The sequence below is a fragment of the Pseudomonas quasicaspiana genome, assembly GCF_021147825.1.
Classification (GTDB): domain Bacteria; phylum Pseudomonadota; class Gammaproteobacteria; order Pseudomonadales; family Pseudomonadaceae; genus Aquipseudomonas; species Aquipseudomonas quasicaspiana.
Map to the genome: position 1 here is coordinate 14230 of NZ_JAGTPI010000072.1, position 14852 is coordinate 29081.

Below are 14852 nucleotides of genomic sequence, written 5' to 3' on the forward strand. Positions count from 1 at the left end.
GATGACCAAGCGCGATATTGGCGGTCCAGCGCAGCCACTGCTGAAAGTGGAAAATCTGGTCAAACACTTCCCGGTCAAAGGTGCGTTGGGTAAACGCAGCGTGGTTCGTGCCGTGGATGGCATCAACTTTGTCGTCCACAAGGGCGAAACCCTTGGTGTGGTCGGTGAGTCCGGCTGCGGCAAGTCCACCACGGCTCGGCTGTTGATGCAGTTGATTGAGCACGATAGCGGCGAACTGGTCTTCGACGCCATGAGCGTCGGTGGGCTTCAATTGCCGTTGCGAGACTACCGGCGTCAGGTGCAAATGGTTTTTCAGGACAGCTATTCCTCCCTGAACCCGCGCCTGACCATGGAGCAATCCGTAGCGTTCGGCCCGTCCGTACACGGCGTTAGCCAGAAGGATTCCTTGCTTCGCGCCCGCGACCTGCTGGGCCGGGTGGGACTGGAGCCGACGCGCTTTGCCGGTCGCTATGCCCACGAGCTTTCCGGCGGGCAGCGTCAGCGGGTAAACATCGCCCGGGCACTGGCGGTGGACCCGCGTCTGGTGATCCTTGATGAAGCCGTTTCGGCGCTGGACAAATCTGTGGAGGCGCAGGTTCTGAACCTGTTGCTGGACCTCAAGGACAGCCTGCAACTGACCTACGTGTTCATCAGTCATGATTTGCACGTGGTGCGCTATTTATCCGACCGGATCATGGTCATGTACCTGGGCGAGATTGTTGAGATCGGCCCCGCAGAAGCCTTGTTCTCGGATGCCCAGCACCCGTACACCCGGGCGCTGCTGACGTCCATGCCATCCATGGATCCGGCCAGTCGAACGCTGGTATCGCCGTTGTCCGGCGATCCTCCCAGCCCGATCAATCCGCCGTCAGGCTGTCGTTTCCACACCCGCTGCCCACACGCGGAAGCGATTTGCGCGCAGACCGCTCCGGTGCTGACTGACACGGGGGACGAGCATCAGGCGGCATGCCTGATGGTCCAGCCGGGAGCAGGGCACAGCCGCAGTCCATCGGCGCAGTTGATTCACAGAGGAGCACTGGCATGAGCGAACAATCCATGGTTGCCGTGCGTGACCTCAAGGTCCGTTTCAAACGTGGAGGGCAGACGTTATCAGCGGTCAATGGCGTCAGCCTGGAAGTGGCCAAGGGTGAAGTCCTGGCGCTGATCGGTGAATCCGGTTCGGGCAAGAGCGTCACGTTGAGAGCCTTGATGCGCCTGCATTCCGAGCGTTCGACCACCATCGAGGGACAGATTGATATCGCCGGGCAGAACCTGATGAAACTGTCCCGCAGCCAGTTGCAGGCGCTGCGCGGCCCTGTGGCGTCAATGATTTTTCAGGAACCGTTGCTGGCGCTTGATCCGGTTTACACCATTGGCCAGCAGATCGTCGAAGCGCTGCGCCGTCATCGGCCGATGTCCAAAGCCGAAGCCCGCGCGGCGGCACTTGAGGCCTTGCTCAATGTGCGCATTCCCAGCCCCGAGCAGCGTCTGGATGCCTACCCCCACGAGATGTCGGGGGGGATGCGCCAGCGGGCGATGATTGCTTTGGCGCTGGCCTGCAAACCGCAGATTTTGCTCGCGGACGAACCGACCACAGCGCTGGACGCCACCGTGCAGATCCAGATTCTGATCCTGCTGCGCGAATTGCAGCAGGAGCTGGGCCTTTCGATCATCTTCGTGACCCACGACATTGGTGCAGCCGTTGAGGTCGCGGACCGTGTGGCAGTGATGTATGGCGGGCGCATCGTCGAGCAGGCGCCTCTGGCCGAATTGCTTGAGAACCCCCGGCACCCTTATACCCAGGTCTTGCTCGGTACCCGTCCCAAAGATGGCCTGCGTAAAGGCGAGCGCTTGATCAGCATTCCCGGCGCGCCTCCTGATCTGGCTAATCTGCCGACAGGCTGTGCCTTCGCCCCGCGTTGCCCGCGCGCCAGTGAAATTTGCCGCAACGAAGTTCCGGCTATCGAGGACATTTTTGCTGAGCACTCCGTGAGCTGCCATCACTGGAGTCAGGCCCCCGTTCATTCCGTTTGTGAGTCCATGACATGACCGATTCTGCGTTTGCTTTCATGCCCTATCCCCACGTTGATGTACCCCGTGCGGCCAGCGGCCCGTTGGCGGGTTACACCTTTGCCGCCAAAGACCTGTTTGACGTAGCGGGTTATCCAACCGGAGGTGGCAACCCCCATGTGTTGGCCATGTCCGGGATCAAGACGCTGACTGCGCCGACCATCCAGCGCTTGCTGGACGCTGGTGCCGAACTGGTGGGCAAGGCGCACACCAATGAAATGGCTTATTCAATGAGCGGCAAAAACGCTCACTACGGCACCCCACGCAACGGCGCGGCCCATGACCGGATTCCGGGCGGCTCGTCGTCGGGGTCGGCATCGGCAGTCTCGAACAAGTTGTGTGATTTCGCCATGGGCAGTGATACAGGCGGTTCGGTTCGAACCCCGGCCAGCTACTGCGGGTTGTTCGGATTGCGCCCGAGCCATGGTCGGGTGTCGCTGGCAAACACTCAGGCGCTGTGCGAAAGCATGGACACTGCCGGGTATTTTGCCCGCGAGGCCAAGGTGTTCGGCCTGGTGGGGGAGTGCTTGCTGGGTGAGGATTCGGCGCCATTGCCGGAGGCACCGAAACTGGTGATCAGCGAGGCGTTATTCGACCTGTTGCCCAAGGCATCGCTGGATGTATTGGCTCCGGCCATCGCACACATCACCGCTTGTTGTGGACCGCTGGAAAAGCTCCACAGTGAGCTGCCCTCATTGACCGACGCCTATTGGGCGTTCCGTTACATTCAGGGGCGTGAGGCCTGGCAGGCGCAGGGTGAGTTGATTGAACGTGAAGGCCTGGCATTGGGTGCGGATGTCGCGGCACGTTTTGCCTGGTCAAAGGCGGTCACTGACGAGCAGTACAACGACGCCTGTGCGTTGCGCGAACGGTTTGCGGCGCACTGGAAAGAGCTGCTGGGTGATCGCGTATTGGTGATGCCCACCGTCCCGGATATCGCGCCTTTGCTCAGTGCCAGGGATGAAGAGATCGAAGAGACCCGGCGTATTTCCCATCACTTGCTGGCGATATCGGTGCTGTGCCGTACCCCGCAGTTGAGCATGCCGCTGACGATGAAAGACGGGGCGCCGCTGGGCATTTCATTGATGGGCCCGGTGGGCAGTGATTTGAGCCTGGTGAAGCTGGCGGTGAAGATTGCTGTGGCGCAGGGCCTGTAGCAGCCAACACTGGACCTCGGTGAGCGCTCATCAAACATGAAATAGCTAACCGGGCTGGGAATGCTTTTCTACTGTAGGAGCGCTCTTGCCCGCGATTGCATCGGGTCAGGCAACACATTTTTCGCTGACGCACCGCATCTTCTGGATGCGGCCCAGACCAGGCGCGCTCCTATAGGGCCCCGTTTGCTGAGCGACAGCGCTGTGTCAGGGCACCGGGCGATCTCTTACAGGAGTGCATTCAATTCTGCGGTTGGATGTCGTTTGAGAGATTGCAAATCAAGCCAATGCCAAAAAAAAATTGGAGAAACCATCATGACCACCCCGTTCACCTCGACAACATTGCTCACTTCCAATGCTCCGCTGATCAACAGTCAGCGCCTCTGGCAATCATTGATGGATCTCGCGCAGATAGGCGCTACGGTCAAGGGCGGCGTGTGTCGGCTTGCGCTGACTGACCTTGATCGTCAGGCCCGGGATCTGTTTGTCAAATGGTGCGAGGAGGCGGGCTGTACGGTGAGCGTCGATGCCATCGGAAATATCTTCGCCCGGCGTCCCGGACGCAATCCGGATCGCGCACCAGTGATGACTGGTAGCCATATCGACACTCAGCCTACTGGCGGCAAGTTCGACGGCTGTTTTGGAGTGATGGCCGGGCTGGAAGTGATCCGCACCCTAAACGATCTGGGGCTGGAAACCGATGCACCGGTGGAAGTCGTAGTCTGGACCAACGAGGAAGGCTCGCGTTTCCCGCCGTGCATGATGGGCTCGGGGGTGTTCGCAGGCCAATTGGACCTGGCCGAGACACTGGCCAAGCAGGACGAGCAAGGTCTGGTAGTCGGTGAAGAGCTGCAGCGGATTGGTTACGCAGGGAGCAGGGCGGTGCTCGGTCATCCGGTGGGTGCTTACTTCGAAGCACACATCGAACAGGGCCCGATTCTTGAGGATCAGGCAAAAACCATTGGCGTGGTCATGGGCTGTCTTGGGCAGAAATGGTTCGATCTGACCCTCACCGGCGTCGAGGCCCATGCGGGGCCGACGCCCATGTCTTTGCGCAAGGATGCGCTGGTCGGGGCTGCGCAGGTCGTGAGTGCGGTCAACCGCATTGCGTTGCAGAGTCAGCCTCATGCCTGTGGCACCGTCGGGTGTCTGAATATCCATCCGGGATCACGTAACGTAATCCCTGGCGAAGTGAAGATGACCATTGATTTTCGGCACCTTCAGGCTGACAAGCTGCAGTCAATGGTTGATGAGCTGCGGCAAGTGATCGAAAGCACCTGCGCCCAGCATGGCCTGAGCCATGAGCTGACACCCACGGCAGACTTTCTGCCACTGGACTTCAACAGCCTGTGTGTCGACGCTGTTCGCCAGGGAGCTGCGCAACTGGGGCTTAGCCATATGGATATCGTCAGTGGTGCGGGGCACGATGCTATTTTTATCGCCGAACTGGGACCAGCGGGGATGATCTTTGTGCCGTGCGAAGGCGGTATCAGTCACAACGAAATCGAAAACGCGACACCCGAAGATCTGGCGGCTGGCTGCGCAGTGCTGCTGCGAGCGATGGTAAGTGCTGCTCAATAATGCCGGGATGTCCATCCATTAGTGGGGCTTGCCGGACTTATGAACCGCTGACAAAGCCCCGTTAATTACTGCAGTAACTTAATTAATAGACGGATATATCTATTTGCGATAATCGTTGCAACGATAACTTCAAATGAGGGTATCTGATCAATTCAAACGCGAGGTAACGAAGATCAGGCGTAAAGTCGCCAGCGCAATGGCTTCAGCCTCGCCCTTGATGTTTTCGAGTTGGGTATTCCTGCTGTCGGCCGTGCCTGATTCACTGCTGGCGTCAGCCAGCCGACTGATTTGATACAAGTCGGTAGTGATGCCGTGCAGGTTGTTTTGCAGGCGTTCGATCAGGCTGTCCAGACGATCAGTGCCGTTCAAGCCATCGCGAGCAGGCAGGCTTGAGGACAAATCGTCGGCGCGAGACTCCCCGTTGACGAGGGGTAAACGAAGGCCGGTCACCACATAGGCCACATCGATGCCACCGTTGGCGATTCGGGATAGATAATCGGCCCTGGGGTATCGCAAGCCATTCTCGTAATTGCCTTGCGCATTTGTTTCAACACCGCCAATCGAGCCCAGCGCACTTTGTGACAGTTTGAGTCGCAGGCGTTCTTCTTTCAGACGTTGACCGATTTTAGTCATGGCGGCTTTCCGAGCAGTTATTCATGAGGATTGCCACGCCAGAGGGCGGCAACTTGTCAGGGTTGAATATGACTGATCCAGATTTACAGCAAAGATAATGAAATCAACCGGATACGACAGTCCGATGGTTTACTCCACCGAAAGAATGTTAACAATACAGCTAAACGAGACTCAAGTGGATCCAAACACGTTAATTAGTTGGCGCATAGTTTCAATCAGATGTGTTGGCGATGAATATGCATCGCAATTGATGCCATGAGCAGCGGCCCACCGGGGGGCCGCGGAGGGAGTTAGCGTATCAAGGGCAGCGTGTGCTGGTTTGTTGCGACCAGGTTGTTGCGGTTTTAGCGATGCTGTCCGCCAGTCGCGAAACTGCTCGTTGATGGGCGATAACCAGATTTTCCATGCCTTGGCCTGCCGGTTCGCGAATGATGCTGCTGCAGGTCAGGCTCTGCCGTTTCGCGTCGTTGTTGCGCAAACCCAGCGTCCAGACAACGTCAATCAGCGCGTATTGATTTAACGCTGACTCAAAGCGGCGTACATCCGTACGGAGTGACAAGACAGGTTGTGCAGCGTCCTTCGGCAAACCCGCCATGTCGCGACTGCCAAAGCGACGCTCCAGCTGGCCTGTCAGCGCATCGTGGAATTCGTCACCCAATGGCGATCCCCAACGTTCGGCGTCCAGAATCGCCAGGCTGCCATTGCCCTGACGCACCACCAGCGGCGGTTGATCGACCTGAACCGCCATCAACACCGGGAGCATTTCGAACTGAAATGGAGCCGGGCTGGTAATCGGCTGTGGATTCGAAGTCATGGGTGCAATCAGCGTGTAGTAGTGGGTAGGCGTCGAGGAGCAAGCGCTGAGTCCCAGCGCGGCTGCCAAGGCCATGAACTTCAGACGCAAACTCATTGTTGTGGCTCCAGGTCGATGGCACGAGATGATGAAGGGGCTTTGTAAGAGCCCGGCGCGGCGTCGCCAGTACGGCCACGAAGCAATGCTTCAGGATGACGACTGAGGAAGTCGGTCAGTACCCGGACCGAGCGCGCGGTGCGCTGCACCTCGTCCATGGCCTGGCCCAGTTGCTGACGTGCCGGAGAGTCTTCGGACAGCGTGTCATTCGCCGTGCCCAGTGTTTTCTTCGCCTGTTGCAGCGTGCCACGCATCTCCGGCAAGACTGTGCCGTTGACGGTTTTAAGGGTTTTCTGCAATTCACTCAGACTGCCGTTGAGATTTTTTGCCAGATCATCGAGAGGCAGTCTGCCGAGTTTCTCGACGAAGGCCTGCAACTGTTCCTGCAACTTGTCGAAGCTGCCCGGCACGGTAGGTATTTCCAGTGGGCGGTTTTTAGGATTGAACACAACCTTGGGCGCTTTCGGATCGAAATCCATCGCAATGTACAACTGCCCCGTCAGCAGGTTGCCCGTTCGGATCTGCGCACGCAGGCCCCGAGCCACAAATGCTCCGAGGATACGTGCCGATTGTTCGTCAACGTCACCGCTACCGCCCAGTTGCTGAAGTTTCTCTTGTGCAGCGCCAAGGCGTTTGGGGTAGATCACTGCACCGACCACGCCCGGAAATGTCTGGGACTCGGGGTCATAATCGAGGTCGACAGACACTACGCGACCAATGTTGACGCCCAGAAAATCTACCGGGGCATTGACAGCGAGGCCCCTGAGGGACTGGTTAAAGCGCAAACGAATATAGTTCGGCTCACCATCGGGTGGGGCGAGGGCAGAAGCCTGATCATCGAATATCTTGAACTCGGCATTTTCGTCTGCGGGTTTGGCATCAGGGCTCCAGTTAGGTTCGCGGAAGGCAATCCCGCCTGACAATATCGAAGCCATGGACTGAGTGTCGATTTTCAGGCCCGCAGTGCCCACAGTGACATCCACGCCACTGGCATTCCAGAAACGGGTATCGGTGGATATGTACTGATCATTGGGCGCGTTGATAAATATCTGAATGTCGACGCCCTTGCCGTCCTTAGACAGCTCGTAAGACACGACTTGTCCGACCTGAATGCGGCGGTAGTAAACCGGCGAGCCGATGTCCAGTGAGCCAAGGTCGTCGGTATGCAGTTTGAAACGCTTGCCTCTTTCCCCAAAGGCCACAGGTGGGGGCGTTTCAAGCCCGGTGAAGTCAGCCTTGGTTTTCTCCGACCTGCCGGCGTCAGCACCGATGAAGGCACCGGACAATAGCGTATCGACGCCCGAGACGCCTTGTGCGCCGATCCGCGGACGTACGACCCAGAAGTTAGTGTCTTCTCGTGTGAACGGCCCCGCAGAGTTGTTCAGCTCGATCGTTGCCAGAACATGCGTCCGGTCTTCACTGAGCTTGATATCCGTGACCATACCGATGACCACATTCTTGTACTTGACCTGGGTCTTGTTGGCATCCAGCCCCTCGGCGGTCAGGAAGCTCACAGTTATTTTGGGGCCGAGTGACATCCAGTTATTGACCGCCATGGAGATCCCGATAAGCGCGGCAACGATCGGCACCAGCCAGACCAGCGAAACACGCAGGCGCCGCCGTTTTATATCCGGGCGGCTCGGGGCCGATGAAGAAGGGGGGAGGGTATTGTCAGACATCTTCAACCTCTGCGTCCCAGATAAGCCGGGGATCGAAACTCATGGCGGCGAACATCGTCATCACCACTACCAGACCAAAAAACAGAATGCCGATTCTGGGCTCAATGGTGCTGAGCTCATTAAACTGCACAAGGGCGGCCACTAATGCCACCACCAACACGTCAAGCATCGACCAGTAGCCGATCAATTCGATAAACCGATACAGCTTTGCCCGCTCCCGCATGGCCCAGGTACTGCGACGCTGGCAAGTAATGAGCAGCAAGCCGAGGACAAAGAATTTGATGCTGGGCACCACCACGCTGGCGATGAAGATAAGCAGCGCAATATCCCACGAGCCACTTTTAAAAAATTCGATGACTCCACTCATGATGGTGTTCTGGCTGCTGTTGCCAAACATCGTGGTGTACATCACGGGCAGGGCATTGGCCGGAATATAGAAAATCAGTCCGGCAATCAAAAACGCCCAGGTGCGAACGATACTGTTGGGTTTGCGTGTATGAACCGGGGATTCACAACGCGGACATTCGTGGCTGTTCTCCGGGCAAGCGTAGCCGCAGATGTGACAAAGCGTCAGGCCGTGTTCGTGGGCGAAGGGTATGCCGTTCACTAACGTGGCACTCCCGGTTCGGTCCAAAGGCGACGCGTGTGCTTACCGGCGATCAGAATGATCAGCACCATCAGCATGGCCATGGCCCACAAGCCGACGCCTGCATGCACGTCGAGCATGCCCGACAGTTTCACGATCGCGACCAGGATGCCCAGCATGCAGACTTCCAGCATGCTCCACGGCCTTAGATGTTCCAGCGCACGCATGCACATCTTGAAGCCCGGAGCTATCTGGCCCTTTTGCGCATGGAGCAACACCCAGAACATCAGGATGATCTGCAGCATGGGGGCAAAGATGATCGAGAGGCCGGCAACCAGTGCAATCAATGTGATGCGTCCCTGGGCAAGAGCCTCCACGGACGACCACAGAGTGACCTCATTACTCAGGCCTTTCATGCTGATGCTGATCACCGGGAACAGGTTGGCAAAGACGAATAGCACTGCAGCGGCGATGGTCAATGCCAGTAATTGTTCAAGACTCAAGCGGTGAGGCCGCGCAAGAACCGCACCGCAGCGCGCGCAAAATGCCGTCTCGCCCTTTTGCAGGGGAACAGCCTCGTACAGCGAATCGCAATGTTCGCAGATGATCAGATCGTTAGAGGGTGTGGTGTCAGCCAAGGTGGTGCTCATCTACGCCGCGGGCCGGGGAGAATAACGCAAGAGAACGAAGGGCGAGAAGATACCTTTTTGACGCGCATATGGCTCCATTTTTCAGCCGTTCCTTTTAATGGCATGAAAGATGGACCGCGGGCGCTGACCGACGTTCACATGCCAATAAGCCATTATTGCTGGCTGACTCTTCCTGATGCTGGTCAAGCCTATCTTTGATGTTCATCAGGACGAGGTTTGAAGTTCAGATTGCGATGGGAGGCTCGTAAGAAATGCTCTCCAGGCGTTTGAGCTCGGCTGCAAGAAAGTCACTGGCAGCCTCGACACTGAGCGGTCTGGCAAAAAAGTAGCCTTGCAAAAGGTGGCAGCCAAGGGCGCGCAATTGCTCGATCTGCTCTTGGGTTTCAACGCCCTCGGCAACAATTTCAAGACCCAGGTTGATCGCCAGTCCAATAGCGGTAGCGCAAATCTCCAGATCCTTGCCGCCTTTGCCGATGTCGCGGACAAAGCTGCGATCAAGTTTGAAGGCATGCACCGGCAAGACTCGCAGATAACCCAGCGATGAATAGCCCGTACCAAAATCGTCGATTGATAACCGCACGCCCAGTCGACGCAGATCGGCAAGCCGCTCGATGGAGCGCTCGGGATCCTGCATGAGCACCGACTCGGTAATCTCCAGTTCCAGATGATGGCCCTGCAGATTGTGCCGCACCAGCGCACTGGTGACCGTCGCTTCAAGTTCGCTGACCAGCAACTGCTGAACTGACAGATTGACCGCCACTTTAAGGTCGGTGAAACCCATGGCGTGCCAGCGGGCGAGCTGCTCGCAGGCGGTTTCGATAACCCATGCACCCATGTCGGCAATGATGCCCATGGATTCTGCAACCTGGATGAATCGATCCGGCATGACCAGACCGTAATCCGGATGCTGCCAGCGGATGAGTGCTTCAAGGCATACAGTCCGGCCATCCGAAGCCAGCACCTGGGGTTGATAGCACAGGAAAAACTGTCTCTTCTCAAGGGCCAGGCCAAGCGCTGCCTCGAAATCAACCCGTTCTTGAATGTTTTCTTTCATGGCAGGGTGATAGACCCGCAAGTTGCCTGGGCCAAAGCTCTTGGCCTCGTGCAGTGCCAGTTCGGCAGCGCCGAGGATATCCTCGGGCTGGCAGGCATCATCCGGGAATACTGCAACCCCGGCACTGGACGTTATTTTCAGCTGGCTGCCTGCAATATCGAAAGATGACGCCAGGGCCTTGGACAGCTTTTCCTGCAAACGAGCAACGCCATTTTCGTTTTTGACTCCGCTGGCGCCCACTAACAATTGATCAGTGCCGACCCGCGCGATGAGGTCGCTGTCGCGCGTGGTGAGTTGCAGGCGTTGCGCAATCTTGACCAGCAACTGGTCGCCTGCCTTGTGTCCACGCGTGCCATTGATGATTCCCATCTGATCAAGCCCTAGCAGGAAAACCACGAGCCTGGTTTGATTCTGTTTATTGACGGCTATCAAGCTTTGCAGCCTGACCAATGCTCCGGCACGATTAGGCAACTCAGTCTGGGCATCGTTGTGAAGGGCATGCTCGAAGCGCTTGTTAGCGATCCGGTGGCTGTAGATCTCCTGTTCAAGCGCCCGATCGGTACGTGCTTTTTCTCGTCGGCTTCTGGAAACCCTCGCCTTGACCATCACAGAAAACCAGACCGCCAGAAACAGGAAGCCAAAGGCGCCTAGATAGGGCACCTGGACGACTCCGGCATCGGCCAGGCTGGTCAGGACGGTAGAGGTCAGCAACAGGACAATGGACGTCCAGATCACAATATTCGAGAGTGGCCCCGCCTTCTTTCTGATTCTGAGTGAAAACAGAGTGATCCAGATCAGCAGAGTGAACGACAACAGGCGTATGACCTTATAAATCGCCGACGGCTCGCCAGCCAGGATGAACAGCCGTTCCCCCCAGGCAGTCGTGCTCAAGCCATTGGAGTACAAGTGTTCAAATCGGTAACCCAAGGGGTTGTAGGCGTTGTAGGCAATTGCAAAAGCGGCCACGCCAGCGATCAGCCAGGAGGCCCTGTAAGCGCTGGGTCTGTTTTCCAGCGCGGCAATCAGGTAGCTGCTCAGCGGGACCAGTAACAGCAAGAAAAAGTTGACCCATTTGTGGGCTGACAGTGCCGCCTGAACTGTGTGTGCTGAGTACTGGACGGCACAGGCAACCTGAAACAGGGCGAAGACCAGGCAGGTCGCGGAAAACATGACGCAGGCTCGGGTGTAACCACTGTTGCGGGCCAGCAACGCGGCATTGAACGCGCCCATGACCAATATTCCCGTGGAAATGAAATACAGAGCAAGGATGGGTGCGATCATTTCGTCCTCTGAACTGGATCGGCACACCAGCAACGACAAGGTCGGAATGGAAGGCTGCGGGATGGGATCCGATCCCTAGGATAGCATCAATTAGCCATCACTTGTTTTGCTTGTTAAACATGGTGTGCATTCATATTTGCACAGAACCCAGTGGGAGATTCTATGTTGGCCTGCAATCCCGTAGGACCGGCCGGGCGGCGCTCCGCTTTAGCCGGGAGGACGGTATTTCTGGCGAAGAAGATTTGGTGGGTGTCCCGACGCCCTCCCGGCTAAAGCCCGGTCCTACGGAAGAACGCAATTCCATGTGGGAGCTGAGCTTGCTCGCGATGTGGGCACTGCCGTTGTTCAGTCAGACCGCGTTATCGTTCATCGCGAGCAAGCTCGGCTCCCACAGGATCTGCGCAGTTCCGTGGGATCTGCTTTAGCCGGAAGGACGTCCGGCCAGCCCGGCCAGCTCAAAGTTTCCCCGGCTTTGCCCGTTTCTGAAGGTAGCTCAGCAACGTTTTCGCCTCTTCAGGAATGTTGTGCTCATCGAAAGAAATGCAAACCGCGTTCGTGTCGTCCTCAATCGTGATCTCATACTGCTTCTGGTCACGGGCGTGCTCCGAGCCCGCATCGGTGGATTTTTGCAGGCCGCGTTCCTCCATCAGACGCTTCACTTGGTCAACCAATGGCTGTTCAAGGTCAGCCATGTTCACCTCGCAGCTTTTGACCGCGCCGACAAATCCCCCGGACTGCACGTAACAGACTCTCATGATGGTGTTCCTCAGTATCAAACGTTGATGCCGACCTTTTTCCAGGCTGCCTTGACGGCCTTTTTCGCGGCTGTGCCGTATTGCTTGCCGCCCGCGACCTGTACGCTGATCCTCGCACAGTCAGCGAACTGACTGTTGCTCTGCAACTGCAGCAAGGTTTCATACCAGATCCTGCCAGTCACTTCCCAGGCATTCCCGCCCAGCGCCTTGGACGCCAGCACAAACGCCCGATTGGCGATGCCCGAATTGATGTGTACGCCGCCGTTATCCTTGGGACCGGTGTAAAGGCCCGCCATGCTGGCGGGTTGCGGGTCATCGCCCAAGTCCGGATCGTTCACGTACGCTGTACCCGGGTTCTCCATATCGCGGATGCCGCGACGTGTATGGGCGGGGACCAATAGCTCCTTACCGATCACCCAACTCGATTCTTCAGCGCTGGTGCCTTCTTTCCACTGACGGACCAGAATCCCGAACACATCGGCAAAATGTTCGTTGAGTGCGCCTGACTGTCCCTGATAACTCAAGTTGCTGGTAAAAGACTGTACGCCGTGGGTGAGCTCATGGCCGATGACTTCCAGACTGCCGGTAAAACGCTTGAAGACCTCTCCGTCGCCATCACCGTAGGCCATTTGCTCGCCATTCCAGAACGCGTTGTTAATAGGCACGAAGCCCCCCTCGAAATCCACCTCGGCGACATGGACGGTGGAAACCAGCGTCATCCCGTTGTCATCCAGCGAATTGCGGCCGAACAGCTCGTTATAAAAGTCATAAACATCGCCTGAACCATTGAAAGCTTCGTCCAGAGCAGCGTCGGCTGTGTCCGGTTGGCCTTCCGAGCGGCCAAGCGTACCCGGCAGTTTATTGGTGCCCTTGGCGTCGTAAACCAGTCGACTCTTCTTACCGTCCGGCGATTTGCTTGCAAGCAAGCTCGGCATGGCTCGTGCTGAGCTTCGAAAAGCGACAAAGGCCGTACTGCTGGCCAGATTGGTAATCGCCAGAGCTCTGACCCGTGCGTGAGGCGACTGAGCCAGATGTTCGAGAATGTAAGGGGGGACGATGCAATGCAGCGGATTTCGATGGCACATGCGTGAAACTCCCTGAGCAGTGTTACAAAACCGTAACGGACTCTTTTTGGGCAGCGCCCGTGCCCACGATGTTCCGCCCGTTCGCCGGAGAGCGCTGTTGAACCTCGATTGCCGCTGAAAAACGGCAGGTCCAATCGTTAGAATTTGTAACTGCGGTATCAGTCTTTGAGAGATGCGCGCCAGCCAGGCCTGACTGACGGGGTGATCTATGGCATTCGTTGCTGCCAGAGAGCGACGAAGTGTCGCCAGCGTGAATGGACCGTTGTCGATGGCAGCAATGCTAAACTTGCGCCCACTTTTGAGAGGAGCAAGCAGACGTGCGCAATTTGGCAATGATGATAGCGGTGCTGGCACTGGCTGGCTGCGATGCCGACAAGTCGACTCCACCCGCGCCCAAGGTGCAGGCGACGACCGCGGTACAAGCCCCGCAGGCTGCTCCGCAATGGGAAATCCAGATCAATGCCAATGAGGCACTGAGCGATATCAGCGCCTGGTTGCTTGAGCGCAGCTATCCGCCTTATCTGGTGACCATCGATGGCAAGCAGCAATTGCTGATCGGACCTTACCCAAGCCAGGAACGCGCCGAAGAAATCCGCACTGAGCTGCTGGCTAAAATCGCCAAATCCCACCGCAAAGCCGCCCCGGTGGTCATTCAGCGGGTGCCGTCCTGACGGCTATTCAGCTGTCGCCGTGAATGTAGCAAGACACTGGATGATCGCTGTGACACCCTCGGTTCACGTGCTTCGAATCATTCGATGCGTGAACCGGGAAGCGCTGTTATGGACGAAATTCAAAGATTGGGCGAGTTACTGAGCGCCAATCAACGCAATGAAGAACATAAGCATCAGCAATTCCACACCGGCCTGGCGCAATGGCAGGCCAGCATTCTGAAACTTTACGAGCAGATCGAGGCGTGGCTCAAGCCGCTGACCGACAATGGTCAGATCACTGTGGAGTTCGAGCCGCATCTTGCACAAAGCAAAGGTTATCCCGACGAAAACTCTCCGTTTCGCACTCAGCGCATGACGCTGTCGATTGCGGGGCGGCAGGTAGCCTTGATTCCTGACGCGATGGGGGCGAAAGGGCTGGTGTCGATTTCGGCCACAGGGTTGAGCCCGCATGCGCAGGAGCAGGTGTCGCTGATCTGTGTGGATGCTACTCAAGGTGTGCAGTGGATGGAGAAGAAGCGCATTGGCGTGAAGGAGTCTGAAGCGGTGCCTTTTACAGCGGATCATTTTGCCAGGCAGTTGCAGGCGTTGGTGCCGGGGAGTTCGGTTTAGGTCTTGTGTGTATATCCGGTGTTGGGTGATGGCTCATATTGGTTGCGCTTTTACAGCGCCTCACTTTTGAAAGGAGCCGGAAGCCGGCCCAGCCAAAAGTAAGCAAAAGGCTCTTGCCCCACCACTGGGTGCCT

Annotated in this window: 14 protein-coding genes; 6 read left to right on the forward strand and 8 right to left on the reverse strand. The window is 57.2% G+C overall.

What is annotated here, in order from left to right; genetic code table 11:
- Position 1: 1 nt before the first annotated feature.
- From KDX30_RS26140 to KDX30_RS26155, 4 genes are all read left to right on the forward strand, one after another.
- Positions 2-1045: an ABC transporter ATP-binding protein gene (locus KDX30_RS26140; protein ID WP_122398437.1), complete on the forward strand. Its 1044-nt coding sequence runs from the start codon at positions 2-4 to the stop codon at positions 1043-1045.
- Positions 1042-2049 carry an ABC transporter ATP-binding protein gene (locus tag KDX30_RS26145; RefSeq protein ID WP_231677911.1) on the forward strand — a complete coding sequence of 336 codons (1008 nt, stop codon included), beginning with the start codon at positions 1042-1044 and terminating at the stop codon, positions 2047-2049. Before KDX30_RS26140 ends, KDX30_RS26145 begins: the two co-directional genes overlap by 4 nt.
- Positions 2046-3227 (forward strand): amidase, encoded by a 1182-nt coding sequence (locus tag KDX30_RS26150; protein WP_231677912.1) that lies wholly within the window; start codon positions 2046-2048, stop codon positions 3225-3227. Before KDX30_RS26145 ends, KDX30_RS26150 begins: the two co-directional genes overlap by 4 nt.
- A gap of 312 nt (positions 3228-3539) precedes the next feature.
- Positions 3540-4805 (forward strand): Zn-dependent hydrolase, encoded by a 1266-nt coding sequence (locus tag KDX30_RS26155; protein WP_231677913.1) that lies wholly within the window; start codon positions 3540-3542, stop codon positions 4803-4805.
- Positions 4806-4952: 147 nt separating this feature from the next.
- On the opposite strand, the gene KDX30_RS26160 is transcribed toward KDX30_RS26155, so the two are convergent.
- The 8 genes from KDX30_RS26160 to KDX30_RS26195 form a co-directional block, all read right to left on the reverse strand.
- Positions 4953-5438: a helix-turn-helix domain-containing protein gene (locus tag KDX30_RS26160; protein WP_231677914.1), complete on the reverse strand. Its 486-nt coding sequence runs from the start codon at positions 5436-5438 to the stop codon at positions 4953-4955.
- Positions 5439-5736: 298 nt separating this feature from the next.
- Positions 5737-6348 carry a PqiC family protein gene (locus KDX30_RS26165; protein WP_122704200.1) on the reverse strand — a complete coding sequence of 204 codons (612 nt, stop codon included), beginning with the start codon at positions 6346-6348 and terminating at the stop codon, positions 5737-5739.
- A complete protein-coding gene (locus tag KDX30_RS26170) occupies positions 6345-8027 on the reverse strand; it encodes a PqiB family protein (RefSeq protein WP_122704201.1) in 1683 nt (560 codons plus the stop codon). Before KDX30_RS26170 ends, KDX30_RS26165 begins: the two co-directional genes overlap by 4 nt.
- Positions 8020-8634: a paraquat-inducible protein A gene (locus KDX30_RS26175; protein WP_122704203.1), complete on the reverse strand. Its 615-nt coding sequence runs from the start codon at positions 8632-8634 to the stop codon at positions 8020-8022. The genes KDX30_RS26170 and KDX30_RS26175 overlap by 8 nt, the downstream gene beginning before the upstream one ends.
- Positions 8634-9263: a paraquat-inducible protein A gene (locus KDX30_RS26180; protein ID WP_231677915.1), complete on the reverse strand. Its 630-nt coding sequence runs from the start codon at positions 9261-9263 to the stop codon at positions 8634-8636. The genes KDX30_RS26175 and KDX30_RS26180 overlap by 1 nt, the downstream gene beginning before the upstream one ends.
- Before the next feature lie 223 nt (positions 9264-9486).
- Complete coding sequence (locus KDX30_RS26185) at positions 9487-11598, reverse strand: putative bifunctional diguanylate cyclase/phosphodiesterase (protein WP_231677916.1); 2112 nt, start codon at positions 11596-11598, stop codon at positions 9487-9489.
- Positions 11599-12053: 455 nt separating this feature from the next.
- On the reverse strand, positions 12054-12353 hold the full coding sequence (locus tag KDX30_RS26190; protein WP_099269533.1) for a protealysin inhibitor emfourin: 300 nt from the start codon (positions 12351-12353) through the stop codon (positions 12054-12056).
- Between the two features lie 17 nt (positions 12354-12370).
- Positions 12371-13438: a M4 family metallopeptidase gene (locus KDX30_RS26195; protein ID WP_231677917.1), complete on the reverse strand. Its 1068-nt coding sequence runs from the start codon at positions 13436-13438 to the stop codon at positions 12371-12373.
- A 317-nt stretch (positions 13439-13755) separates the two neighbouring features.
- On the opposite strand from KDX30_RS26195, the gene KDX30_RS26200 reads away from it, so the two are divergent.
- Both KDX30_RS26200 and KDX30_RS26205 read left to right on the forward strand, forming a co-directional pair.
- Entirely contained in the window at positions 13756-14109 is a 354-nt protein-coding gene (locus KDX30_RS26200) for an SPOR domain-containing protein (RefSeq protein ID WP_122398449.1), read from the forward strand.
- Between the two features lie 108 nt (positions 14110-14217).
- Positions 14218-14718: a hypothetical protein gene (locus tag KDX30_RS26205; protein WP_231677918.1), complete on the forward strand. Its 501-nt coding sequence runs from the start codon at positions 14218-14220 to the stop codon at positions 14716-14718.
- The last annotated feature ends 134 nt before the right edge of the window (positions 14719-14852 follow it).